Origin of the sequence: Pandoraea sp. NPDC090278 (genome assembly GCF_044772185.1) — a bacterium.
Lineage (GTDB): Bacteria > Pseudomonadota > Gammaproteobacteria > Burkholderiales > Burkholderiaceae > Pandoraea.
This window is the reverse complement of record NZ_JBIVYJ010000001.1, coordinates 1,135,605-1,158,653: the sequence shown is the minus strand read 5'-3', so window position 1 is coordinate 1,158,653 and position 23,049 is coordinate 1,135,605. Positions and strand designations below refer to the sequence as shown.

The 23,049-nt window shown below is 61.4% G+C and carries 21 protein-coding genes; 9 read left to right on the top strand and 12 right to left on the bottom strand.

What is annotated here, in order from left to right; genetic code table 11:
• Positions 1 to 69: 69 nt before the first annotated feature.
• The 5 genes from ACIQWO_RS04995 to ACIQWO_RS04975 form a co-directional block, all read right to left on the bottom strand.
• Complete coding sequence (locus ACIQWO_RS04995; RefSeq protein WP_402819964.1) at positions 70 to 1,059, bottom strand: hydroxymethylglutaryl-CoA lyase; 990 nt, start codon at positions 1,057 to 1,059, stop codon at positions 70 to 72.
• Positions 1,056 to 2,270, bottom strand: coding sequence for a CaiB/BaiF CoA transferase family protein (locus ACIQWO_RS04990; RefSeq protein ID WP_402819962.1), 1,215 nt, complete (start codon positions 2,268 to 2,270; stop codon positions 1,056 to 1,058). Before ACIQWO_RS04990 ends, ACIQWO_RS04995 begins: the two co-directional genes overlap by 4 nt.
• A gap of 26 nt (positions 2,271 to 2,296) precedes the next feature.
• A complete protein-coding gene (locus tag ACIQWO_RS04985; protein WP_402819959.1) occupies positions 2,297 to 3,616 on the bottom strand; it encodes an MFS transporter in 1,320 nt (439 codons plus the stop codon).
• Positions 3,617 to 3,851: 235 nt separating this feature from the next.
• Positions 3,852 to 4,754, bottom strand: a complete 903-nt coding sequence (locus tag ACIQWO_RS04980; RefSeq protein ID WP_402819956.1) for a LysR substrate-binding domain-containing protein — start codon at positions 4,752 to 4,754, stop codon at positions 3,852 to 3,854.
• The gene (locus ACIQWO_RS04975) at positions 4,751 to 6,004 is read right to left on the bottom strand and encodes a citrate synthase (protein WP_402819953.1); all 1,254 of its coding nucleotides are present in this window, start codon (positions 6,002 to 6,004) and stop codon (positions 4,751 to 4,753) included. The genes ACIQWO_RS04980 and ACIQWO_RS04975 overlap by 4 nt, the downstream gene beginning before the upstream one ends.
• 155 nt (positions 6,005 to 6,159) lie before the next feature.
• On the opposite strand from ACIQWO_RS04975, the gene ACIQWO_RS04970 reads away from it, so the two are divergent.
• Positions 6,160 to 6,933, top strand: coding sequence for a cupin domain-containing protein (locus ACIQWO_RS04970; protein ID WP_402819950.1), 774 nt, complete (start codon positions 6,160 to 6,162; stop codon positions 6,931 to 6,933).
• Between the two features lie 15 nt (positions 6,934 to 6,948).
• Here ACIQWO_RS04970 and ACIQWO_RS04965 read toward each other — a convergent pair whose 3' ends face one another.
• On the bottom strand, positions 6,949 to 8,442 hold the full coding sequence (locus ACIQWO_RS04965) for a PLP-dependent aminotransferase family protein (RefSeq protein WP_402819947.1): 1,494 nt from the start codon (positions 8,440 to 8,442) through the stop codon (positions 6,949 to 6,951).
• Positions 8,443 to 8,617: 175 nt separating this feature from the next.
• Here ACIQWO_RS04965 and ACIQWO_RS04960 point away from each other — a divergent pair, with 175 nt between their 5' ends.
• On the top strand, positions 8,618 to 9,835 hold the full coding sequence (locus tag ACIQWO_RS04960; RefSeq protein ID WP_402819944.1) for an NAD(P)/FAD-dependent oxidoreductase: 1,218 nt from the start codon (positions 8,618 to 8,620) through the stop codon (positions 9,833 to 9,835).
• A 7-nt stretch (positions 9,836 to 9,842) separates the two neighbouring features.
• Positions 9,843 to 10,907, top strand: a complete 1,065-nt coding sequence (locus ACIQWO_RS04955) for a hypothetical protein (protein ID WP_402819941.1) — start codon at positions 9,843 to 9,845, stop codon at positions 10,905 to 10,907.
• 19 nt (positions 10,908 to 10,926) lie between these two features.
• Here ACIQWO_RS04955 and ACIQWO_RS04950 read toward each other — a convergent pair whose 3' ends face one another.
• Together ACIQWO_RS04950 and ACIQWO_RS04945 are read right to left on the bottom strand one after the other, a co-directional pair.
• Positions 10,927 to 11,901: a zinc-dependent alcohol dehydrogenase family protein gene (locus ACIQWO_RS04950; RefSeq protein WP_402819938.1), complete on the bottom strand. Its 975-nt coding sequence runs from the start codon at positions 11,899 to 11,901 to the stop codon at positions 10,927 to 10,929.
• A 73-nt stretch (positions 11,902 to 11,974) separates the two neighbouring features.
• The gene (locus tag ACIQWO_RS04945; protein WP_150662659.1) at positions 11,975 to 12,277 is read right to left on the bottom strand and encodes a helix-turn-helix transcriptional regulator; all 303 of its coding nucleotides are present in this window, start codon (positions 12,275 to 12,277) and stop codon (positions 11,975 to 11,977) included.
• 130 nt (positions 12,278 to 12,407) lie between these two features.
• On the opposite strand from ACIQWO_RS04945, the gene ACIQWO_RS04940 reads away from it, so the two are divergent.
• Both ACIQWO_RS04940 and ACIQWO_RS04935 read left to right on the top strand, forming a co-directional pair.
• Positions 12,408 to 12,674, top strand: coding sequence for a hypothetical protein (locus ACIQWO_RS04940; RefSeq protein WP_402819933.1), 267 nt, complete (start codon positions 12,408 to 12,410; stop codon positions 12,672 to 12,674).
• Between the two features lie 495 nt (positions 12,675 to 13,169).
• Complete coding sequence (locus ACIQWO_RS04935) at positions 13,170 to 14,660, top strand: lyase family protein (protein WP_402819930.1); 1,491 nt, start codon at positions 13,170 to 13,172, stop codon at positions 14,658 to 14,660.
• A 23-nt stretch (positions 14,661 to 14,683) separates the two neighbouring features.
• Here the strand turns inward: ACIQWO_RS04935 and ACIQWO_RS04930 are convergent, their stop codons facing one another.
• Positions 14,684 to 15,400 carry an SDR family oxidoreductase gene (locus ACIQWO_RS04930; protein WP_402819927.1) on the bottom strand — a complete coding sequence of 239 codons (717 nt, stop codon included), beginning with the start codon at positions 15,398 to 15,400 and terminating at the stop codon, positions 14,684 to 14,686.
• 129 nt (positions 15,401 to 15,529) lie between these two features.
• Here ACIQWO_RS04930 and ACIQWO_RS04925 point away from each other — a divergent pair, with 129 nt between their 5' ends.
• Entirely contained in the window at positions 15,530 to 16,456 is a 927-nt protein-coding gene (locus ACIQWO_RS04925) for a LysR family transcriptional regulator (RefSeq protein WP_402819924.1), read from the top strand.
• Between the two features lie 404 nt (positions 16,457 to 16,860).
• Here ACIQWO_RS04925 and ACIQWO_RS04920 read toward each other — a convergent pair whose 3' ends face one another.
• Both ACIQWO_RS04920 and ACIQWO_RS04915 read right to left on the bottom strand, forming a co-directional pair.
• Positions 16,861 to 18,198, bottom strand: a complete 1,338-nt coding sequence (locus ACIQWO_RS04920; RefSeq protein ID WP_402819921.1) for an MFS transporter — start codon at positions 18,196 to 18,198, stop codon at positions 16,861 to 16,863.
• A 76-nt stretch (positions 18,199 to 18,274) separates the two neighbouring features.
• Positions 18,275 to 18,970: a DJ-1/PfpI family protein gene (locus ACIQWO_RS04915; protein WP_402819918.1), complete on the bottom strand. Its 696-nt coding sequence runs from the start codon at positions 18,968 to 18,970 to the stop codon at positions 18,275 to 18,277.
• A gap of 50 nt (positions 18,971 to 19,020) precedes the next feature.
• Between ACIQWO_RS04915 and ACIQWO_RS04910 the strand changes: the two genes are divergently transcribed.
• From ACIQWO_RS04910 to ACIQWO_RS04900, 3 genes are all read left to right on the top strand, one after another.
• Positions 19,021 to 20,022, top strand: a complete 1,002-nt coding sequence (locus ACIQWO_RS04910) for a GlxA family transcriptional regulator (protein ID WP_402819915.1) — start codon at positions 19,021 to 19,023, stop codon at positions 20,020 to 20,022.
• Positions 20,023 to 20,302: 280 nt separating this feature from the next.
• The gene (locus ACIQWO_RS04905) at positions 20,303 to 20,560 is read left to right on the top strand and encodes a hypothetical protein (protein ID WP_402819912.1); all 258 of its coding nucleotides are present in this window, start codon (positions 20,303 to 20,305) and stop codon (positions 20,558 to 20,560) included.
• 216 nt (positions 20,561 to 20,776) lie between these two features.
• Positions 20,777 to 22,297: a DUF1254 domain-containing protein gene (locus tag ACIQWO_RS04900; RefSeq protein WP_402819909.1), complete on the top strand. Its 1,521-nt coding sequence runs from the start codon at positions 20,777 to 20,779 to the stop codon at positions 22,295 to 22,297.
• Between the two features lie 111 nt (positions 22,298 to 22,408).
• Here ACIQWO_RS04900 and ACIQWO_RS04895 read toward each other — a convergent pair whose 3' ends face one another.
• Positions 22,409 to 22,996 carry a YSC84-related protein gene (locus tag ACIQWO_RS04895; protein WP_402819906.1) on the bottom strand — a complete coding sequence of 196 codons (588 nt, stop codon included), beginning with the start codon at positions 22,994 to 22,996 and terminating at the stop codon, positions 22,409 to 22,411.
• Between the last annotated feature and the right edge of the window lie 53 nt (positions 22,997 to 23,049).

Here is a 23,049-nt window from a genome sequence, read left to right as displayed (position 1 = left end):
AAAGCAAAAGGGTTCCGGGATATCCGGAACCCTTTTTCGTTGGAAGACGGAAAGTGGAGCGCGGTCGTCTCAGGCCGTGGCGCCGTGCTTCAGGCCCAGCGCTCGTTCCCGGATGGCGTCCATATCCTTGGGCAGCGGATGAAGGTCGAGTCGACGGCCCGCTTTCACGATCTGACTGGGCGTATCGTGTCCGATCAGCGATGGCAGACGGTTCGACGCCTCGATCAATTTCGCCAGATCGACGCCGGTGTCGTAGCCCATCAGTGCCAGCGCATGCACGATTTCCTCGGTACATACGTTGCCGGTCGCGCCCGGTGCGTACGGACATCCGCCGATGCCACCCAGCGACGCGTCAAAGCGATCCGCCCCCGCGTCGATGGCTGCCAGCACGTTCGACAAGCCCATACCCCGCGTGTTGTGGAAGTGCAGCGTCAGCTCGGTCTGGGGCCACCGCGCCCTGAATTCGCTAACCAGCGTGCGCACCTGACTGGGGTAGGCCATTCCGGTGGTGTCGCACAGCGTCACGCCCGCAACGCCCATGCCACCCACGAAGCGCTCGCACAGCGCGAAGACGTCCGACTCCGGCACGTCGCCTTCCATGGGGCAGCCGAAGACGCAAGACAGCGAGATATTCACCGGAACCGAAGCGCTCCTGGCCGCGTCGACGACCTGACTTAGCACGTCGATGGATTGATCACGGGTCATGCGCAGGTTGGCCAGATTGTGGCTCTCGCTGGCCGACATCACCAGATTCAGTTCGCCCGCGCCGCACGCCATCGCGCGCTCCGCGCCCTTGAGATTCGGCACCAGCGCGCTGTAGACGACGCCAGGCACCCGCTCGATCCCTTGCATCACCGCTTCGGCATCGCGCAACGCGGGAATGACCTTCGGTGACACGAACGCGGTCACTTCGACCTTGTTCATGCCCGCGCGCGACAACGCATTCACCATCGCGATCTTGTCTTCGGTTGGAATGAACACCGACTCCGCCTGAAAACCGTCACGGGTGCCCACTTCGTTCATGTAGATGCGTCGGCCGCCGCCATGCCACACGGTCATGCAATCACTCCTTTGCTGCGCAAGACTTCGACGTCTTTCTCCGAGAGTCCGAGCTGCGCCAGCACATTGTCGGTATCGTCGCCGAGTCCCGGGGCGGACGACCGGATCGTGCCCGGTGTGCCCATCAGCTTCGGTACGACACCGGGTACGTCCAGCGCATAGCCGTCGCGCGTGGTTTGCGAAACGATCATGTCCCGAGCGCGGTAATGTGGGTCGGCGACGATGTCCGCGACGGTGTACACCTTACCGGCAGGTACACGCGCCTGACCCAGTGCATCCAGCACCTCGACGACGGTTCTCGTCGCCGTCCAGACGCCAATGGCGGCGTCCAGTTCGACAACACGCTTCGTGCGACCGGCGTTGTCCGCGAGGGTGGGATCCTCGGCCAGATCGTCGCGACCGATGGTCTGCATCAGGCGCTTGAAGATGCTGTCGCCATTGCCAGCGATGAGCACATACCCGTCGGTGCACCGATAGGCGTTGGAGGGCGAGATGCCGGGCAGGGCGCTGCCAGCGGCTTCGCGCACTGCACCGAACGCACTGTACTCGGGAATCAGGCTCTCCATCACGTTGAGCACGGCTTCGTTGAGCGCCACGTCGATGACCTGTCCCTTGCCGCCATTGACCTTGCGGTGATGCAGCGCAGTCAGCACGCCAATGGTCCCGTGCAATGCAGCCAGCGTGTCACCAATCGAGATGCCGCAGCGCACCGGCACGCGCCCCGGCTCGCCCGTCAGATGACGCAATCCGCCCATCGCTTCACCGATGGCACCGAACCCCGGCAGATCGCGGTAGGGGCCTGTCTGACCGTAACCCGAGATGCGCAACATGATCAGACCGGGATTGAGTTCGGACAGGACGTCCCAGCCCATGCCCCAGCTCTCGAGCGTTCCCGGGCGAAAGTTCTCGATCAGCACGTCGGCCGAGGCGATCAGCTGACGCGCGATGTCCTGACCTTCAGGGCTGCGCAGATCGAGCGCAATCGAGCGCTTGTTGCGCGACTGCACTTGCCACCAGACCGACGTGCCTTCCTTGAGCATGCGCCAGTTGCGCAGCGGGTCGCCTGCGCCCGGCGGCTCGATCTTGATCACGTCTGCGCCAAACTCGCCCAGCGTCTTCCCGGCGAACGGCCCGGCAATCAGTTGCCCCATCTCGATGCCCCGAATACCGCGCAGCGCAGCATCGGGACGGTCTTGTTCATCGGTCTTCATACGTCGTCTCTCAAAAATCGGATCATTCAGTCACGCGCGCGCAGCTTCTCGGGCATCGCAATCGTCAGGATCACCACACAGACCAGCCCGAGGCCGCCGATCAGATACAGCGCTGGTGTCGTGCTACCCGTCATGTCCTTGATCCTGCCCACCACGACCGGGCTGACGATGCCGCCGAGCTGCCCCAGCGTATTGATGAGCGCGATGCCACCGGCAGCGCCTGCGCCGGTCACGAGCTTCGGCGGCAATGCCCAGAAAGCGGGAATCGCAGCCACGACGCCTGCGCCGATGGCGGCGAGCGAGATCACCAGCACGGCGGTCTGCTTGTCGAACATCCCGGCACTGAAGAAGCCCAGCGCAGCCAGCAGCATCAGGCCGATCACGTACTTTCTGCGCTCGCCGGACCGGTCGGACAACTGCCCGACGATCACCATCGCAATCGCACCGCAGAGGTACGGCACCGCCGTCAAGAGACCGATGGTCGTCGAGTTGCTGATGCCGGACGCGCGGATCATGTGGGGGGCCCAGAAGTTCAGGCCGTAAGAGCTGACCTGAATCAGGAAGTAGACGAGGCCCAGCGTCAGGAAGCCCGGTGTCTTCACGGCATCGAGCAGCGAATGCCCGCCGATGTGTCGGTTCTGATGCGTGATGTTGGCAAGCAGCACGGACTTCTCTTCAGGCTTGAGCCAGCGCGCATCTTCGATACGGTCGTTCAGTACCTTGTAGACGACGAAGCCGAGCAGCACGCAAGGAATGCCACCCACGAGAAAGAGCCAGTGCCAGCCACGGGCGAATACGCCGTCGAGATGCGAGAGGACGAGACCCGACGCGGGGGCGCCGAGCAAGCCCGCAAAGGCCGACGCAAGAAAGAGCAGGGATGTCATGCGTCCGCGATAGGCCGCAGGAAACCACAGCGTCAGATAGAACAGCACGCCGGGCGCGAAGCCTGCTTCCATCGCGCCGATCAGAAAGCGCAGGAAGTAAAACTGCCATTCGGTCTGAACGAACACCATCAGCGCCGTGGCGATCCCCCACGAGACCATGATGCGGGCGATCCAGCGTCGTGCGCCCACCTTGTACAGCATGAGGTTGCTCGGCACCTCGAACAGCACGTAGCCCACGACGAACAGGCCAGCGCCCAGGCCGTAAGCCGTGTCGCTCAGGCCCAGATCCGTCTGCAATGAGAATTTGGCGAAACTGATGTTGATGCGATCGAAGAACGCAAACAGGTAGCACACCATGATCAACGGCATGATGCGCCACGCGATCTTGCGAACGATTTGCGATATTTCGGTGTCCGCCAGCGTACCGGTGGATGGAACGGGAATCGACTCGGTGCGAGCCATGACTGTCTCCTGATGAATAGGATGGCAGCGGAGGCCGCAAGCGCGAGGACTTGCCGGACGACTCGCACTGCATCGCCAGAACGGCGCTCTGTGTGGCGCGTACCGGAATTCTGGTCGCAGGCAGGTCAGGACAGAAGCCCAAAGGCGCGAACCGAGCTTTCGCGAATTGCGAAAGCTGACGATGCAGGCAGGACAGCGAGTGGGATCGTGGGTCGGATCGTGAGCGTCGGTGGGATCAGGCGTCCCGGCCGGACCGAAGGTGCTCGATCAGCGTTCGGACGTGACGCGGCACGGCGTTCACGTCGCGCAATCCGATCAGCAACCGTCGCTCGGCCCACGTGTCTTTCAACGATATCTGGCGCAAATTCAGCGAACGCGCGAGCGCTCGCACGGCGTCGGACGGCAGTACGGCGATGCCCATGCCTGCCGCCACCATCTGACACATCGCGTCGAAGCTGCGCACCTGAATGTGCAGCTTCAGACGGCGTCCAAGTGCCTCCGTCTCCATCTGAAGCCGATTGGCGAGCGACGTTCCCTCGGACAGGCTGACGAAATCGTAGTCCAGCACTTCGTTGAAATAGACCTCGCGACGGCGTGACAGCGCATGTCCCTTCGGCACCACGAGACTCAGATGGTCCTCCCGATAGTCGAGGCACTGCAGGCCCAGCGCTGGTGTTCGATCCGCGAAGATGCCAATGTCGGCGCGGCCGTCGAGCACTGCCAGCACGATCTCGTGACTGTTCTTCTCTTCCAGCTCGATCCGAATGCCGGGATTGGCTTTCGTGAAGCTCGCCAACTGACGCGGCAGAAACTGCGTCACGGCCGATGTGTTGGCCCAGAGGCGCACCACGCCGACGATACCGGAGGTGAAGTCGGAAAGCTCGGCGGCGAGCACATCGACATCGGTCAGGATGCGTTGCGCGTGCCGATACAGCGCCTGACCGGCGACCGTCAGTGTGACGCCGCGCGAATGACGCTCCAGTAACGCCGTGCCGACCGCGTGCTCGAGGTCCGAGATCCGTTTGCTGGCCGCACCGACCGCGAGGTGTGCCAGCGCCGCGCCCTTGCTGATGCTACCCGTGCGGGCGATCAGATTGAAAAGGGACAGCGAAGCGAAGTCGATACGGTGGGGGTTCATGAGACAGAGGAAATATAGGTGGCGCGCGGACGCAACATGAACGCCTGCGCGTATTGCTCGACCACGTGAGCGCACCATCCGGCGGTGCGCGCGAGTATCCAGAGGGCAGCAGCACTGCCTCGCGGCATGTTCAGCGCACGGGCGAGGGCAACGAGCGCGACAGCGAGGCCCGGCGTCATCTCCGTCTCGTCTTTCACGCGGTCGATGAAATCGAGAATGTGAGTCACATCGGGACGGTCGGCGCCGCAGCGGGCTGCAAGCGAAAGAATCAACGTTGCACGCGGATCGCCTTCGGGATAGAGCGGATGATTGAAGCCGAACAGTGCGACGCCATGATCGCGCACGTGTTTGATTTTCGCCGACAAGGCCTTCGGCGTGCAGGTCTCGAACAGTTGGGTCTCGACCCGTGCCGTCCCCGCCCCGGTCGCATACCCGACATGCGTGCTGATCGCCGACGCGATGCAGTTGTACAACCCGGCATCGCTCGATGCGGCCACGCGTGCCGCAAACGTCGCCGGCGCAAGCTCGTGGTCGGCGAGGATGATCAGCGTCGCATCGACAGCGGCGACCGCTTCGGGCGCAACCGGCGCACCACTGGCACGCAGCGCGTGGACGGCCAGTCGTTCGCCCGGCCGACGCGCGACATAGCGGGCCGTCGGCGACAGGTAGCCGAAGCTCCCGGCAAAGACCTCCAGCATCGCGCGTAGTGCAGGCATCGCTGCCTCGCTGGAGACGTCATGCAAGTCGCGCCCCCGCGTGCTCATTGCGAGCGCGAGCATCGCCATGAAGTGCCCCACGTCGGCAGGCGCGACTTCACTGGCACGAGTGTCCAGCAGCGATTGCACATCAGGGGGGATGTCGGTCGCAGGCCAGTCGGCCCCAGTGTCGTGCCACCGCCCCGTCACTAGGAACTCGGCCACGACTTCGAACGCATACCGGGCCATGGCGAGATCTTCGGCCGGACGGTTGCGATACGCCGGACCACGTGCATCGATGGACGTGATGGATGACATCACCACCGGCTCGCCCCAGCGCATCGACGTCGCAGCGACTACGGCTCGGGGCAGGCGTCCGCGACCGCGTGCGGCGAAACGCTCAACGTCGTCGCGCGCATAAAGATGCCGGTTCGTCCCCTGCGCGGGCGTGCTGCGAATCAGACCCCGGCTCACATAGGTGTAGAGCGTCGCGGTCTTGACGCCCAGCGTCGCCAGCGCCTCCTCGCGCGTCAGGAAATCCTTCTTCGATGTCATGGTCGATTTTCAGAATCAATCTTGTTCGCCCTGTGGCGATTTCCTAGTATCAGTGCCGGGATCGACAAATCGATGGATCGAGTATAGCCGCGCACTTCGCCCGCTGTGTCTCTGCGCAAACGAAGCGTTTCGGCGAGAACAAAATGGAGACAACCATGAACGCCGTGGCAAGCAAACTTTCCGGGGCGGCCAACAAGGCCACCACGACCGCCGAAGGAAAACCCGTCACCTGGCACGTCGACGACGCGCCCTGGATTCCCCTGACCGGCCTGTTCATCAACCGGTCTGGCTACAAGACGGTGACCGATGCTGCTTACACCGGTAACGCGTACAGCATCGAGTTGACGTCCGTCGGCGCGGGCGGGTCGTCGCCCATGCACGTCGAACCGCACGCGCATCTGTTTTACGTACTCTCAGGTCACGGTGAGGTGACCGTCGGGGAGGAGGTGACGGAAGTCCGCGCCGGTTCCGTTAGCCCGATTTCAGCGGGGATACCGCACTCGTTCCGCAATCTCGGCGACGACGCACTCGAAATGCTGGTCGTCTACCATCCGCCGCGCGTACGCAAACCCGTTACGGGTGAACAGCAGGATGCCGAACCGGCGGGCGAGAGCGCATCTGTCGAACCTATTGCCACGCATGAGGCACAGACCGAGCCGCCAACGGACTACGACGTCGAGCTACGACGCTCGGGCCGCACGCTTGCAGTGAAATCGTCGGAATCACTGTTGCAGACGCTGCTCGATGCGGGCGTCGATGTCTCATACGGATGCATGCAAGGCATGTGCGGCGAGTGCAAGACACGTGTGCTCGAAGGCGAACCCGATCACCGGGACTCCGTGCTCACGCCCGAAGAGCAGGCGAGCGGCGAAGTGATGACGATCTGTGTGTCGGGGTGCAAATCGGGAAAGCTGGTGCTTGACCTGTAGCCGCTGCTGTCACCGTTAGTCGGCGGCGTCGAGCAGGCGTGCCAGCGTCAGCACGCCTTTCGCGATGTTCTCCGTCGAGATGGCGGAAAAGCCCATCACGAAGCCGTTCGGTGCCCGGCGCTCCAACGCGTAGAACGATAGCGGCCGCAATTCGATACCGGCGTTTTTGGCGATGCGCGCGAAGCTCGTGCTGTTGATTTCGCTGGTCAGCAGCGCGGGCACGTCGAGACCGGTGGTGATGGACGGCAGTCGCATCAGACCGTCCAGACGCTTCGTCACCGCGGAACTCAGCGCATCGGCACGCTCGCCGTAAAGCCCGCGCATGCGCCGGATATGCCGCCCGAGATGTCCCTCGTCGATGAACCGGTGGAGGATGGTTTGCTGAAAGACGGAGGCATATCGATGCGTCAGCGAGAGACTCGCCGCGAACGGCTTGATCAGACACGCAGGCATCACGGCGTAGGCGATGCGGATGCCCGGTGCGAGCAGCTTGCTGAACGTGCCGCAGTAGATCACACGGTCGGCGTCGTCGAGGCTCTTCATCGCGGCTAGCGGGCGGCCCGAGAAACGGAACTCGCTGTCGTAGTCGTCCTCGACGATGAAGGCGTTGGCCGCCTTGGCCCATTCAAGAAGGCGCAGACGCCGATCCAGCGACAAGACAGAGCCGAGCGGCGCCTGATGCCCCGCCGTGACGTAGGCCATCTTCGCATTCGGCGCGAGCTGAATGCCTTTTGCGACATCGACACCCTCCGCATCGACCGGCAGAGAGATCAACGACGCTTGTGCCGCCTGGAACGCGCGGTGTGCGCCGGGGTACCCGGGGTCTTCCATCCAGACGGCATCGCCCGGATCGAGTAGCAGGCGAGCGGCGAGGTCGAGGATCTGTTGAACGCTGTTGAAGATCAGGATGTCATCGCCGGTGCAGTTCACGCCGCGTGCTGTGCGCAGGTGCTCCGCGATGACGTTGCGTAACGGCAGATAGCCGCGTGCCGAGCCGTCGCCCAGCATCGCGCCGCGCAGTTGTCGGATGGCGCTGCCGGAAATACGCGACCAGACGTTGAACGGAAACGCCTGCAAGTCCGCCTGACTCGCCTGAAAGGCAATGGGCGCGTTCGGACGTCCGTCCACATCGAACGGAGTACGGATCAGGAGCTGTCCGCGCGCCGACAACGTCACCGTCTGCCGAGGCTTGTCTCGTGTGGGCGCAGCGGTCGCCTTCTTATTTGCGGTCGCCATTCCCGGTTGCGCACCCATGTCGGCGACATAGGTGCCGCGTCCGACGGCGCTGGCGATGTACCCCTCCGCCTGCAACTGATCGAAAGCGTTCGTCACAGTGCCTCGCGACAGCTTGTAGCGCGTGGCCAGATCCCGCGATGCAGGCAACCGCTGGCCGGGCGCGAGCCTGCCGCTCAGAATGGCCTGCCGGATTTCTGCGTACAGCCATTGTTGTAGTGGCATGCCCGCAGGGCAGGGCTTCAGCACGAGGTCGATGTCTTGGGCGCGGCGCATGAGGAGCTAAGCGGTAAATGGACCAGTCAGATTGACGAAAATGGATCTCAAAAAAAACCAATTGTAGTTGTAGTCTCGATGCTTGCAACACGGAGCGACGTCGCCGATGGCAATCGGTGGCCAAGGTCGTTCCGGTCTGTCACCCAGTAGCACCGCCTGAGCGGAGATCGATGTAATGCAGAAACGAATCGTGGTGATCGGTGCAGGATTTGCCGGTATGTGGAGCGCGCTTGCCGCCGCCAGATTGCTGGACCAGCACGATGTGTCGTGCGATGAGATCGAGGTCGTGATGATCGCGCCGGAGCCGATGCTCGTCGTTCGTCCACGACTTTACGAAGACGTCCCCGGGAAAATGGCGGTGCCGCTGCTCGGCTTGCTCGACGCCACGGGCATCCGGTTCGTCGCAGGCACCGTCGACCGGATCGATACCGTGGCGCGCGAAGTCGGCATCGTCAGCCCCTCCGGCGAATCGCGCGTCACGCTGAGCTACGACGGTCTGGTGCTCGCGTCCGGCAGCCGACTGGTCCGCCCGGACATTCCCGGGTTGCTGGAGCACACCTTCAGCATTGATCAGATCGAGGAAGCCGTCGAGCTGGACGAGCATCTGCACGGCCTGGTGCAGCAGCAAAAAAGCGATACCCGCAACACGGTTGTCGTCGCAGGCGGTGGTTTTACCGGGATCGAAATTGCCGCCGAGCTGCCGTCGCGTCTGCGCAGAATTCTCGGTGCGGACGCGAACGTGCGCGTCATCGTCGTGGAGAAGGCAGCCGACATCGGCCCGGATCTCGGCCCCGGCCCGCGTCCGGTGATCGAGACCGCTTTGTCCGAACTCGGCGTCGAATGCCGTCTCGGCGTATCGGCGGCGCGCTTCGATGCACAGGGCGTTGTGCTGTCCAATGGCGAGCGCATCGATGCGCAGACCGTCGTGTGGACGGCGGGCGTGCGCGCCAGCAATCTGACGCAGCAGCTTCTCGCAGAACGCGACCGCCTCGGCCGTCTGCTGGTCGAGGACGACTTGCGGGTGCCAACGCTCGCAAATGTCTTCGCCACGGGCGATACGGCGTGTGCGGCCACCGACGACGAGGGCCACACCACGATGATGTCGTGCCAGCACGCGTTGGAGATGGGGCGATTTGCGGGCAACAACGTTGCCGCATCGCTATTGGGGCAACCGACGCTGCCCTATCGCCAGACGCGTTACGGCACCGGCCTCGATCTGGGGCCGTGGGGGGCGGTTCACACGGCGGGCTGGGACCGGCAAATCATCATGCAAGGGGCTGAGTCCAAAGCCCGAAAGCAATGGATCAACAGCATCTACATCTATCCGCCGCTCGCCGATCGGACCGCTGCGTTCGAAGCGGCCGATCCGTTGGGCAAGCGAGGAGGGAAGTAACGTGGCCATGTCCGAACATCCCTTTCGGGATAACACCGTGCTTGCACACGATGCGCAGACGCTTGACGGTGCGGCCCAGCCGACGACGCTGAGCATCGCCCCGCTCGTCTTTGTCGCGCCGCTGGCCGCCATCTGTTATCCATTTCTGCTGATGCTGTTTCACGCGGTGGTCGGTGCGCCCGGCGCGACGTTGGGGGCGGTCGACACCGCGGGGGCCACGTTCGTGTTGCTGCTCTCGTTCGCTGCGCCGGTACTTGGGATTGCAGTCGCGTGCCGCAAAGCGCTCCCGACGGCACTTCGTCGGCTGGCGTATTTCAGCGTCGTCGCACCGACACTGTATGTTTTCCTCGGCGTTGTCCAAACGCTTCTGGGGAGTCCCATTCCGGATCCGTGGGTGTGGTGCTTAATTTGGCTCGCTGCGATACTGATTGCGATGCGTGCCTCACGAACCGAACCGCGTCCACAAGCCGCCCCGAGTCTCGGCAAATGGCGAGTGGCGCACGGCGTGAGTGCCATGATTCTTTGTCTGTACGTATTCTTCCATCTTGGCAATCATCTGACGGGGCTCGTCGGTCCCAGCGCGCACGCAGCCGTCATGGATGTAGGTCAAACCGTCTATCGCGCCAGCGTCGTCGAACCGGTGCTCGTCGCAGCATTCCTGTTCCAGATCGTTAGCGGCCTCTATCTGACCTGGCGTTGGAGTGCGGCACGACAGGATTTCTTCCGCACGTTTCAGATCGCATCGGGTGCCTATCTGTCGCTGTTCATCCTCGGACACATGAACTCGGTGTTCATCTACGCCCGTTGGTATCTCGGTATTCCAACCGACTGGAATTTCGCGACAGGCGCACCCACGGGGCTGATTCACGACGCTTGGAACATTCGCCTGTTGCCGCACTATGCGCTCGGTGTGTTCTTCGTTCTGGGGCACTTGGTGGCGGGGCTGCGGGTCGTGCTGAACGCGCATGGTGCCGACCGGCGAGTCGTGACTCGCCTGTGGATGATTGGCGTGGTCGCAAGCGGACTAATCGCGGCGGCCATTCTCGCGGGTATGTCGGGCGTGCGCATTTGAGACGGCGCACGCCGACGAATTACGCTTCGGACGAGGGTACGACCGCAATCGCAATCTTTCCCCGCAGGCCGTTGTTGCGACGCTCAAGCAGAGCGTGAGCCACCGGAATGTCGGCAAGCGAGTAGACCGCACCGACATGTGGCCGCAGTTGGCCGCGCTCGACCAGCGCGCTCAGTTCGTCGAGCTTGCCTCGGTTCTGCCGTGTAAAGACGAAGTGATAGCTGGCGTTTTTGCCCCACGCCTGCACGAGGTTCTGCGGCTGCGCAATGTCCACGATCGTGACGACGCGGCCGAGTTGTGCGAGCACGTCGGGGCTGCGTGACAATGTGTCGCCGCCGATGGTGTCGAAAACGACATCGACACCGTAGCCGTTCGTCTCGCGCAGGATGACGTCGACGTAGTCCTCCTTCTCGTAATCGATCACAACGTCGGCCCCCATTTCCCGGACGAACGGTGCGTTTGCCTCACGTGCGGTCGTGAACACACGAGCGCCCATGGCTTTGGCGAGCTGAATCGCCACGTGTCCGACACCGCCCGCACCGCCGTGAACGAGAACGCTCTCGCCAACACGCAGTCCCGCACGTTCGACCAGCGCTTCCCACGCCGTACCGCCAACCAGAGGCAGGCTGGCCGCTTCGAGATGGGACAGGGAAGGGGGCTTCTTGCCGACAATGCGCTCGTTAGCGACGTGGTACTCGGCATAGCTGCCGGGACCGTCGAAGATCTGCGGGGTGTACCAGACCTCCTCGCCGACAGAGAAACCTGTGACGCCCGGCCCGACAGCCTCCACAACGCCGGAAACGTCATGCCCGGTAATCGCTGGCAAAGGAACGAGGTCCGGATAGTCCCCGCGTCGCACCTGATAATCCAGCGGATTGATGGATGTGGCATGGACCCTGACGAACACCTGTCCGGCGTGAGGGGCGGGCGTCGGCACTTCTTCGAACGCGAAAGATTCCGGACCGCCAAACGACTTCAGTACGACTGCTTTCATTGATAGCTCCTGATTCGATAAACCGGGATATCGGGATTTATCGATATTTGCGGATAAAAAAAACGGACGTCGATTACAGTTCCTTCCCGATCATGCGGGCAAGGGCACTGATGGTGGCTTCATTGCGCTTGTAGTAGGTCCACTGACCAATGCGTCGTACTTCGACGAGGCCAGCGCGTTGCAGCGTTGCCAGGTAGTCCGACACGGTCGACTGCGACAGGCCGACGCCTTCCTGAATGCTACTGACGCAAACACCCACCGTGTGAACGTCGCCTTCGTCCTGAGGCGGAAAGTTCTTCACGGGATCCTTGAGTCCTTTCAGGATCTCAAGGCGAGTGCGGTTCGAGAGCGCTTTGAAGATTTCGAGCAAATCCATGGGCGGGATTGTATCGAGATTTTCCGATATGTCAATGCGAGCTGCCGGGGCCGTCGGCGAATGCATCGTCGGCGGCTAGAATCCTGTGGGCCGGACATCGCTTTGGACCACCAACTTCGGGGAGTGACGCATGAAAGCACACCAGGCAGTGAGCCTCATAGAAGGCCTTTTCGACGTTCACGAGCAAACCAAGAGCGCCCACGTCAAAAATACAGCGGCAGATATGGTGATGACCTTGCGCGGGGCGCTGCCGGACATCATGGACGACGCGGACGAGGCTGCGGGTTTGCTCGCGTATTTCGCGAGAACCTCCATAGACAAGCAATTGCTAAAGGAAAAACTCGAACGGCAGATGAACGAGATCCCACGGCCAAGCAAGGCCACGTTCAAGATCTGAGGGGGCGGGGGTGAGCAACATCAACGTCGTCGACCAAAAAAAGCATGCAGTGCATGGCGAATTCGGCCATCGGGCTAGGGCGAGGCTGTTCGCGTGCGTGCATCGCAATGCCTTGCATGCCGTCGTTGCAGCAAGTCTGTCGCTAGGTGGAGCCTTGAAGGCGAACTGGTGCCTTACGATCCGGCTCGCGGTTATGCATGGATGACGCTGTCGCGTAACTCGCGCGAGAAGTACGGCGCAGATTACGAGGTGAAACAGGTACTGTCGGACGATGAGCGAGCGCGCGCGGAATACGCTGTCACGCATTGGCGCCGAGGTGAGGACATCAAGCTCCCGTTAGCCAACCCAATGCCGATGCCGCGTTGATCGCATTCGTCGGCCGGAGTATCGTGATCGACTGCACAAAACACCGGCGCCGATCCCCCTTCGGACGCCGTCAGGATCAGGAGACACGCAGTGCGCAAGACAAAAATTGCCGGACTAGGACTTTGCCTTATGACGATGCTTGGTACACAGGCCATGGCGCAAACCTCAACGGATACGGTCGCCGTAGCGCCTCAGCGAGACGCCTTCTTTTGGCTAGGCGAGATCAACAAGGCGTCGTTGGTCATCAACACCCATCAAGGGTTGCTGGACGCGAAGCTGGCGCCGCACATCGCTCAGGGACTCGACACGGTGCTGCGCGCGGGCGATCAGCCAGGTGGCGCGCGCCCGGATCTGGTGATCACGTTCGAGCCGTTGCTGATCAAGGCGGCGGGCGTCGAAGCGACATTGCTGCATGCCGGACGCTCCAGTCAGGACATGCTCGCGACCGTGCGCGCTGCGATGTATCGCGATCGGTTGCTCGTCCTCGCCGCGCAATTACGCACGACGACGGCGACGCTTCGTCGACTCGCGCAACAGTACGAATCGACCGTCGTGCCTAACTACACGAATGGCGTCGCAGCGCAGCCGAATAGCTACGGGCATTATTTGCTGGGTCATGTGGCCGGATTGCAGCGGGACGCTCAACGTCTGCATGAGCTGTATGCACGGGTGGATCTGTCGCCGATGGGAACCACCGTGCTCAACGGCACCAGTTGGCCGCTCGATCGCGACAAGATGGCGCACGCGCTCGGCTTCGCCGACAAGGTCGACAACGCGTACGATGCGGCCCAAATCGCGGCGACGGACCTGCCGGTGGAGATTGGCGCACTGGCGACGAGCATTGCGCTGCATACGTCCGCGTTTGTGCAGGATGTGATGGTGCAGTATGCGCAGCCGCGTCCGTGGATCTTGCTTCGCGAAGGCGGTGGCAACACTTACGTCTCAAGCGCCATGCCGCAAAAGCGTAACCCCGGGCTGCTCAACGACACCCGCACGGCGGCATCGATGGTCGTAACGCTCGGCGTCGGGCGTGCGATCACCGCGCACAACATCCCGCCCGGGATGAGCGACGCAAAGCACATCGACGAAAACATGGCGGTGCTCGACAAGACGACGGCGCTGCTCAAGCGCTGGGATCGTGTGCTCAACGCACTGGTGATCGATCCGCAGCGCGCGCTCGATGAACTCGACAGCGACTGGACAGCATCGCAGGAAGTCGCCGACGTGCTGATGCGCGACTACGGACTGCCGTTCCGCGTGGGGCATCACTTTGCGTCGGAGATCGTCGATTACGCCAAGGCGCATGACCTGCGTCCGAGCCAGTTCCCGTATGCCGAAGCCCAGCGTATCTTCAAGCAGACGCTCACGGAGATGAAAGTTAGCGGAGGAGATCTGCCGATGAGCGAGGCGCAATTCCGCGCGACGCTCGATCCGGTCGCCATCGTCAAACATCGTGCAACGTCCGGCGGCCCGCAACCGGCCGAGATGAAGCGCATGCTGGCGCGCACCGATAGCGAACTGAGCGCCGACGGTAAGTGGATCGATACGCATCGTCAGACGATCGACCGGTCGCTCGCGTCGCTGGACGGGGATTTTCGGAAGTATCTGACGGCGAATTGAGGCACCGGGGGCGGATACCGCTATCACCAGCGAACCGTCTGCCCCCGGTAATCCCGATATTCCAGTCCCGGTCGTCCGCGCTTCGCCAGCAGCACGTCCACAACGCCGGGGACGCTTTCGTCAATCGACAGGCGTCCCTCAGGGCCACCCAGGTCGGTACGCACCCAGCCCGGTGCGATCAGCAGCATGGCGCGCTGAGTGGCCGTTGCCTGACGTGCCGCAAAGCTGCGCATAAACTGGTTCAGTGCAGCCTTAGTGCCGCGATAGAGTTCGCGCTGACCGGATTCGTTATCCGCGATGCTCCCTTGCCCCGACGACATGATGCCGATGAGGCCATCCGTGGGCACGAGATCACATAGGCTTTCTACCACCCGCATCGGACTGAGCGCATTGGTGATCATCAGGTCCACGAAGTCCTCGGTCGAGACTTCACCGATGGTTTGCGTCGGATCCGGGTTCGTCGTTCCCGCATTAACGAAGAGAATGTCGAATTTCCGGTGACCGAGCCGCTCGTGCAACGCCGCGATCTGCTCTGGACGCGTGATATCCAGCGTCTCGATATCGACTTGTTCCGGGTGTGCGGCGGCCAGATCGTGGAGTGGCGTGTCCTGGCTGCCAGCCCGTACGGTCCCTACAACGTGCCATCCGCGCTTTACGAATTCGGCGGCCATCGCATGCCCGAGGCCGCGCGATGCGCCAACGAGCAGAATGGTGGGTACAGGGTCGATGGATGTTTGCATGGTGTTTCCCTTTGACTGGTTGACCTGTTCAATTCTCCAGCCCACCGCCGGGTTGCACAAGACGCCTCGCCTGCAATCATGGCTTGCGTCTGACGCCATGCATCGTGGCTTTTGGATTATCCTGAGCGAATGTCACGAATCGACCTCAATCTTCTGACGGCGCTGGATGCCCTGCTGAGCGAACGTAGCGTTACCAAAGCTGCTGAGCGCATGAAAATCAGCGTGTCCGCCATGAGCCGGACGCTCACACGTCTGCGCGCGACGACCGGCGACCGTCTGCTGTTGCAGGCAGGCCGAACGCTCGTGCTGACGCCGTACGCGGAGCGTTTGAGTCAACGCATCCCGGCGCTGGCGAGAGAAGCCGAAGCGGTTCTGAGTCGGGCCGAATATCGATTTGATCCGGCGACGCTAGAGCAGCGCTTCACTTTGCGAGCGGGAGAAGGGTTCATCGACTTGCTTGGTGCGGCGTTGGTGGAACGGATTCATCGCGCGGCACCGGGCGTGCAATTGCGCTTCGCGCCTAAGTCGGACTGGAATGCCCAGCCGCTACGGGAAGGGTTGATCGATCTGGAGATTGGCGCCGTCAAAGTGTCGGCACCGGAGGTGCGCGCGCGTCGGCTCTTCCGCGACCGATATGTCGGCGTGTGCCGCAAAGGGCATCCGTTGCTGGGCAAGAAGCAGATCACCATCGAGCGATGGCTGGCGTATGGCCATGTGATGGTTTCGCGCACCGGCGATGCAGAAAATCCAGTCGACGCCGCATTGGAACTGGGCGAGCGGGGGAGGGCGCTGCCTATCGTCGTAGCGTCGTACACGAGTGCGATGCAACTGGTGCGCCAGTCGGACCTGCTCGCCGTCGTTCCCCAATCCTGTCTGGGCAATTCCCATTTGCCAAACTATGCGGCAGAACAGGGCCTGCAATCATTTGTCCTGCCAGTCGAGACACCGGAATTCAACGTCTCGGCCATCTGGCACCCACGCCTCGATCATGACCCCGCGCAGTGCTGGCTTCGCGCACAAGTCATGGCGGTGTGCGCTGCGCTTTATCCGGAGTGAGGCCGGGAAAGAAGGGGGAAATCGAGATTCTGGGCCGGTTCAAGTACTAAGGTCATGCGATCTGATATCTTTTCCGGATTCCAAATTATCTAAATGGCCCCGGACAATCTGTGACCGACTTTGATGAATCCATCCCCCCGTCGCGACGCCTCTTTCGTCGTCGCTTCAGCGCGTCGCGAATTGCCGAGATTGCATTTGGTTGGCTAGCCAAAAGCACGATGATTGTGGTGGCGATTGCCGTAGTCGTGCTGTCAGTGTGGTCCGGTGAATCCGGAATAACGGACTTGCCATCGACACGACGTCAGTGGCGGAACCTGGCACTCATCATTGTCTTGTTGATTGCCGGTGTCGTTATCTATTACCACTTCTTCCCAGCGTCGCCTGCATCACGGTAGTTCGCCGAACTAGACCAGCGTCGCATTGCCACCGTCATTCCACCGCTTCGCTACAAGAATCGCGATAACCGAAACCGTGCCGATGACCGACACCGCAGCGATAAAGATTCCGGGCGCGGCGTGGTCGCGCGTGAGGCCGGTCAGCAATGAAGTCACCAGCGGCGTGAATCCGCCAAGCAGCGCAGCAGCAGCGTTGTAGGCAATGGCGAGTCCACTGAACCGCAGATTCGTCGGAAACAGGTCGGCGGCGAGTGAGCCAAACGTCCCGGCAATCAGCGACACGATCAGTGCCGCCACGCCAAACAGCAGATAGGGACTGACGGCACCGTTCGCTACCGTCCCATAAAACGGATAGCCGCCCGCCGAAATCATCACGGCCCCGATCAGGTAGAGCGTCGGTTTGCCGAGGAAATCGCTGAGATACCCCACGATCACGATGAAGATCGACAAGATGGCGATGGAGAACATCACAAGTTTGCTTGCCACGTCAGCCGAATACATCGCGACTTGCGTCAGATACGGGACCATCGCGACGCTCAGCAGCGCAATGAGTGCCTGATTCAGCCCGACGATACCAATGGTAGCGATGACCTGAAACCAGTGACGCTGCAAGACCTCGACTGCCGGAAGCTTCGTGCGCTTGTGCTGTCTGATCGACAGGAAGAGTGCCGTCTCCTTGAGCCCGCTACGCATCAGCGCACCCGCAGCCCCAAGTCCACCGCCCACGAGGAATGCCGCCCGCCAACCGTAAGCCAGCATCTCCGCATCCGTCAGCCACGCATGCAACCCGATGCTGACAATCGCAGCCAGCAGGCTCCCCGAGTTCACACAAGCAAACATGACGCCGCATGCCAAGCCGCTTCTCTTTGGAGCCGACTCAACGACATAGGCAATCCCGCCGGGCAACTCGCCGCCAATACACGCGCCCTGTAGAAAGCGTAACGACACGAACGCGATGCTCGCCGTCACGCCAATCGACTGATAGGACGGCATGAGTGCCATGCCTGCCGTGGTCACGGTCATCAGCACGAGCGAGAACTGGAACGCCAGCCGACGTCCCAACTTGTCTCCAATGTGACCCAGAATGACCCCACCAAGCGGGCGCGCAAGATAGCCCACGGCAAAGGCGGCAAACGTGGCAATCATCGACGTCGCACCATTGCCCGTCGGGAAAAAGGCTTTCGCCACATAGGGCGCAAAAATCCCGTACACGATGAAGTCGTAGAACTCTAGTCCTCCGCCGACGCTGGCCAGGAGAATCGTTCGCCAGTCGACCCGCTTTTCGGATACATCGTCCGTGCCGTGCGGCAACGCTTGATTGTGTAACACCATGTCGCTTGCTTTCATTTGACGCTTCCTGTCTGCCGTGTCGTATGCGCTTCGATGCGCTTATCGTTGTCAGCCATCAAATCCTGCCTGGCGGTTATGCGAACCCGGCCGCTTTCGATGCACTTAGCACGGCCTGCAATCGGCGTTCCCGACGCGCCGTGGTGGACGCCTTCAGTCGCTCGACAACGGCGGCAGGGGCTGTCTCGGGGACGCCCGCCTGAAACGGCGGCTCCGGGTCGTATTCGATGAGAAGCTGAATGCCCTGTGCAACCTCAACGCCCGCCAGTTCACCGACGACTTTGAGCGCCATGTCGATCCCGGCAGTCACGCCGCCAGAGGTAAAGAAACGACCGTCGATCGTCATTCGATCCCGGCTCGGAATCACACCGAAGTACGTCAGGAATTCGACGGCTTGCCAATGACAGCTGGCGCGACGGCCGGTGAGGCATCCGGCAGCGGCGAGGAGCAGGGAGCCGGTACAGATGCCGAACACGTAACTACTGTGGGCGGCTTGCGTCCGCACGAACGTGACAATGGCCGGGTCAAGCATGGCATCGTCCACGCCGGGGCCGCCGGGCACGACAAGCAGGTCGTACTGGGGCGCGCTCTCGAAGTCGACAGTCGGCGTGAAAGCAAACCCTTTGCCGCAAAGCACCGGCGACATCGTCGGGGCGACGAGATCCACCGTCCAGCCGGGCACGGCGCTCAGGACTTCCAAAGGCCCCGTCATATCGAGCTGGGTCATGCCCGCAAACATCACCACACCCACACGGAGTTGCGCATTCGTCATAACATCGGTCTCTCGTCGAAAGTGAACGATCCGATTCTAGGTAGCGAGGAATGGAAAAAAACTCAAAAACCCCGCCTTTTCCGTCACCGCCGCCGCGCAACGTCGTTTTTCTTGTCTATGACGGGTATCAGCCCCTCGATCTGGTCGGACCGATGCAGGTCTTCGCGCTGGCGAACCGGGACGTTCTCCATCCGCCGTATGTGCTGACGACGATCACGGCGAGACCCGGCCGGGTGCATGCCAGTGCAGGGCCGGACATTCTGGTGGAGGAAGGGCTGGGGCGTCTCGCGCAAGCGGATACGGTCATCGTTCCGGGCGGTCCCGGCGTCGACAAAGCCTGCACCGACATCGCCATCACCGACGCGATTTCCCTCGCGCAACCCACCGTCCGGCGGCTCTGCTCCGTTTGCACTGGTGCCTTTCTGCTAGCGGCCGCTGGCGTGCTGGATGGTCGCCGCGCAACGACCCACTGGGGGCGCTGTGATGCACTTCAAGCCGCCTATCCAAACATCGACGTTCAAACAACGCCGATCTTCGTCAACGACGGCAACGTCTGGACGTCGGCTGGGGTCACGGCGGGCATCGATCTTGCCCTCGCGCTTGTCGAAAGCGACTGCGGCTACGGCGTTGCCGCTTCGATTGCAAAGAAGTTGGTGGTTTATCTGAGACGGCCGGGAGGGCAAGCGCAGTTCAGTGAAACACTGCTGATGCAGGAAAGCGCGGGTGCACAGGAATTCTCGGCGCTGATGAACAAAGTGTCCGTTAGCCCGAATAAGCGGTGGAGTGTGGAAGAATTGGCTGCGGAAATGGGCCAGACGCCGCAAACGTTTCAGCGACGCTTTAAGCTGGCCATGGGATGTTCACCGTACGCTGCCGTACAGGACGTACGGCTTTCGCGAGCCAGGCTGATGCTCGAGACGACAACCAGCGGCATTTCACTGATCGCTGACCGATGTGGATTCACATCGGAAGAGCAAATGCGCCGGGCCTTCCAGCGGAAATTCGGATTGCCGCCTGCGGCGTTTCGAAGCCATTTTGGGATTGAGGGGTGAGTCATGCGACTTTCATTACACTTCGTGCTTGCGACGACTTTGACGACAATTGTCACAAGCAGTTTTGCCGTTCTCCCACCCAAATATCTTGGGATCAAGGATTTCGACAAATGCCTTACGGATAGGCAAATCGACACATACCGGGCGTTGTGCATACCTGCCAGGAAGCCCAAAGACTGTCCGAAATCGAGCTGGAAGCAATTGCGCTCGTTGAGCGGCCAGGATCGCATCCCCCGATGTTCGGAAAAGTGATGACTAAATTTTTGAATAGGAAAGCACCATGGCAAAGAAGAGCGATGGCGAAGTACAAGCTGAAATCAACGCGTTGACGGAGTTGCTGTCGCAACTTCCACAACGCGCACAGCAGGCGGTCGAAGCGGCCATCGACGTTCTGCGGGACGATCTGTCGAACGACGCGATCCACGAGAAGTTCGAGGAGGGCACCGAGGAGTTTGAGGACGCATTGACGGCATGCATGTGGCGCAACGGCGTCGCGGGTAGCGACGCGCTTTCAGCGTGGTATCGCGAACTAATGTGACGGGACACACGACACTCAGCTAAATTCGCGATTAGGGCAATCTGCCCAGTGTCGCTCACGGATACAGGCATGGCGATATAGGAACTTGGGGCAACCGTATTGCCCATTGGTGCAATTTGGGGCAACTGGCTTTTCATGTGGATGGCATCTGGTTAGATTGCTAGCGACTAGCGTCCGCTCGTCACGCGTTGACCTTCCATTTCACGGGGTATCCAAATGCGCCAATTCGCTATGCGTCGCGCCGCCTTCGCATCGGTCGCGTTGTTCACATCATTGCTCGCCCACGCACAGACGCCTGACTCTCACTATCAGACACTGGCAACCTCGGCCTTTAAAAAGGATTACCCCACGGCGGGCACATCGCAGGCGATGCGCAATGAATTGATCTTTCAGCGCGCTACACAGGTCTATCTGTGGGCATTGCCCGCAGTGAACATGTGGGCGATGAAGGAAGGCTCGGAGAAAACCTTCGGCGCGGGCTACAACGTATTACCTGTGTGGAAGGAGCGGATCAAGGCGACGACGCAAGTCACCACGCCCAATTCGGATGTGGTCTATGCGATGGGATATCTCGATTTGCACAAGGATGGCCCACTGGTCGTGGAAGTCCCTGCAGGCGTGCAAGGCATCTTCGACGACTTCTTCCAGCGTCCGCTCATCGGGCCGAAGAATGGCGATCGCACCTGGATTGGCGACGTCGGCTTCGCCGGTCCTGACAAGGGAAAAGGGGGCACCTACGTGCTGCTGCCGCCAGACTTCAAGGGCGAACCCAAAGGCATCCCGAAAGGCGCTTTCGTCTATCGCTCCCGGACGAATAACGTCTTCCTGTTCTGGCGTGCCTTCTTCAGCGACCCGAAAGATCTTTCCAAGCCGAATGCGCAGATCGAGGCGACTCGCATCTATCCCGTCGGGCAGAAATCTGCCGCAAAGCCGATGCAGTTTCCGAACGCCAATGAGAAGCCAGCCAATCTGCTCTTCCCAAGAGACGTGACCTACTTCGAAATGCTGTCACGCATGGTGGAGAGCGAAGCGGTCGACCCGAGCGATCTCGACATGCGAGGCTTCCTGCATACGATTGGCATCGAGAAGGGCAAGCCCTTTAACCCGTCGAAGGACGATAGGGCACTCCTCGATCAGGCAGCCCAGACCGGATTCAAGATGAGCAAGATCGTCATGGTGGATCTCGCGCAAAAAGAACCGGGCAGTCAATACTATCCAGACAGGCAATGGATCAACGTGTTCGCTGGCGAGAATACGTCGTTCCAGGCCGGTGGCACATTTACGAATCTCGAGCAACGCACAGGGTTCTTCACCGCAGCCTATTCCGCGAGTCCGGGTATGGTGGTGAATCTTGTTGATGCCGGGGCCAAGTATCCGGTCACGTTCCGCGACAAGGACGGCAACTTCCTTGACGGCGGCAACAACTACTCGCTGCATCTGCCGCCCAACATTCCGGCGAAGAACTTCTGGTCGGCGACGGTGTACGACGCCACCACGGCATCGGGCCTGGCCAACGGTCAGCCTTTCCCGTCGTTGAATCAGATGGACAAGCCTGTGCAGAATGCGGACGGGTCTCTCGACCTCTATTTCGGTCCGTCGGCCCCTGCCGGGAAGGAGAAGAACTGGCTTCAGACAGTTCCGGGCAAGGGCTATTTCGTCATCTTCCGACTCTACTCACCGCAGCAGGCCTTTTTCGATCAGACCTGGAAACCTAACGACATCGTGAAAACCCGGTGACGGAAAGGCAACGCGGCATTCACGCTGGACGCAGCGCGATCCGGACGTGAATGCCGCAATCAAGAAGCGCCCGCCACCCCAGCTTACGCAATGGGCGCGGGCGCGTCGCCCTTAGATATCCAGCCGCGTGATCTTGGTCCCGGAAAGCGAGAGATCGCCCATCAGGCCGCTATTGGTCATCACGAACACTTCAACCGGATGCGTGGTCGTCGTCGTGTCGACCTGACCGTTCGCCCCGAGTTTGACGACTGCCACTGAAGCATCCGCACCCACCGACCAGCCGCTGGCGTTGCGGAATTTGTCGAACGCCTCCTGCGTCATGAACAGATAGACCATCGACTTGGACTGCATTCCGAGTTGTGCGCCCACCGAGGCAGACGAAATGCTGTAATAGCCCGACGAGGTTGTCCCGACACGCAGGACACCGTCGCCATGCTGCCCGCCCACGATCACCCCAGCCTGAATGACCGAAGGGAATACCAGCACGCCACGCGCTTTACCCACGAGCTCGCGCGAACCGGGCACGGTGGAGAACAGTCGCGAGAGCGTGCCTTCGGCGGCCGCGTCGATGGACTGCTTACGTGACGCATTGGCTTCGGGCGTGGCCGGCGCGCTGCCGGTCGTCGAGCATCCCGACAAAGCCACGACCAGGGCGGCCGCAACGACGGAAGCGCCTACGAAGTGACGACGTGTTTGCATGACTGTCTCCGCAAAGTGGAATAAATCGTTCACCGCCAGGTGGACATACGACG

Excerpts from the sequence above, each read along its gene's own strand:
- ACIQWO_RS04945 (WP_150662659.1), bottom strand. The coding sequence starts at position 12,277 with ATGGATTTGCTCGAAATCTTCAAAGCGCTCTCGAACCGCACTCGCCTT.
- ACIQWO_RS04895 (WP_402819906.1), bottom strand. The coding sequence starts at position 22,996 with ATGCAAACACGTCGTCACTTCGTAGGCGCTTCCGTCGTTGCGGCCGCC.
- ACIQWO_RS04910 (WP_402819915.1), top strand. The coding sequence starts at position 19,021 with ATGGAAAAAAACTCAAAAACCCCGCCTTTTCCGTCACCGCCGCCGCGC.
- ACIQWO_RS04950 (WP_402819938.1), bottom strand. The coding sequence starts at position 11,901 with ATGAAAGCAGTCGTACTGAAGTCGTTTGGCGGTCCGGAATCTTTCGCG.
- ACIQWO_RS04980 (WP_402819956.1), bottom strand. The coding sequence starts at position 4,754 with ATGAACCCCCACCGTATCGACTTCGCTTCGCTGTCCCTTTTCAATCTG.
- ACIQWO_RS04915 (WP_402819918.1), bottom strand. The coding sequence starts at position 18,970 with ATGACGAATGCGCAACTCCGTGTGGGTGTGGTGATGTTTGCGGGCATG.
- ACIQWO_RS04940 (WP_402819933.1), top strand. The coding sequence starts at position 12,408 with ATGAAAGCACACCAGGCAGTGAGCCTCATAGAAGGCCTTTTCGACGTT.
- ACIQWO_RS04960 (WP_402819944.1), top strand. The coding sequence starts at position 8,618 with ATGCAGAAACGAATCGTGGTGATCGGTGCAGGATTTGCCGGTATGTGG.
- ACIQWO_RS04995 (WP_402819964.1), bottom strand. The coding sequence starts at position 1,059 with ATGACCGTGTGGCATGGCGGCGGCCGACGCATCTACATGAACGAAGTG.
- ACIQWO_RS04925 (WP_402819924.1), top strand. The coding sequence starts at position 15,530 with ATGTCACGAATCGACCTCAATCTTCTGACGGCGCTGGATGCCCTGCTG.
- ACIQWO_RS04965 (WP_402819947.1), bottom strand. The coding sequence starts at position 8,442 with ATGCGCCGCGCCCAAGACATCGACCTCGTGCTGAAGCCCTGCCCTGCG.
- ACIQWO_RS04990 (WP_402819962.1), bottom strand. The coding sequence starts at position 2,270 with ATGAAGACCGATGAACAAGACCGTCCCGATGCTGCGCTGCGCGGTATT.
- ACIQWO_RS04975 (WP_402819953.1), bottom strand. The coding sequence starts at position 6,004 with ATGACATCGAAGAAGGATTTCCTGACGCGCGAGGAGGCGCTGGCGACG.
- ACIQWO_RS04930 (WP_402819927.1), bottom strand. The coding sequence starts at position 15,400 with ATGCAAACATCCATCGACCCTGTACCCACCATTCTGCTCGTTGGCGCA.
- ACIQWO_RS04955 (WP_402819941.1), top strand. The coding sequence starts at position 9,843 with ATGTCCGAACATCCCTTTCGGGATAACACCGTGCTTGCACACGATGCG.
- ACIQWO_RS04920 (WP_402819921.1), bottom strand. The coding sequence starts at position 18,198 with ATGAAAGCAAGCGACATGGTGTTACACAATCAAGCGTTGCCGCACGGC.
- ACIQWO_RS04935 (WP_402819930.1), top strand. The coding sequence starts at position 13,170 with ATGACGATGCTTGGTACACAGGCCATGGCGCAAACCTCAACGGATACG.
- ACIQWO_RS04970 (WP_402819950.1), top strand. The coding sequence starts at position 6,160 with ATGAACGCCGTGGCAAGCAAACTTTCCGGGGCGGCCAACAAGGCCACC.
- ACIQWO_RS04900 (WP_402819909.1), top strand. The coding sequence starts at position 20,777 with ATGCGCCAATTCGCTATGCGTCGCGCCGCCTTCGCATCGGTCGCGTTG.
- ACIQWO_RS04985 (WP_402819959.1), bottom strand. The coding sequence starts at position 3,616 with ATGGCTCGCACCGAGTCGATTCCCGTTCCATCCACCGGTACGCTGGCG.
- ACIQWO_RS04905 (WP_402819912.1), top strand. The coding sequence starts at position 20,303 with ATGGCAAAGAAGAGCGATGGCGAAGTACAAGCTGAAATCAACGCGTTG.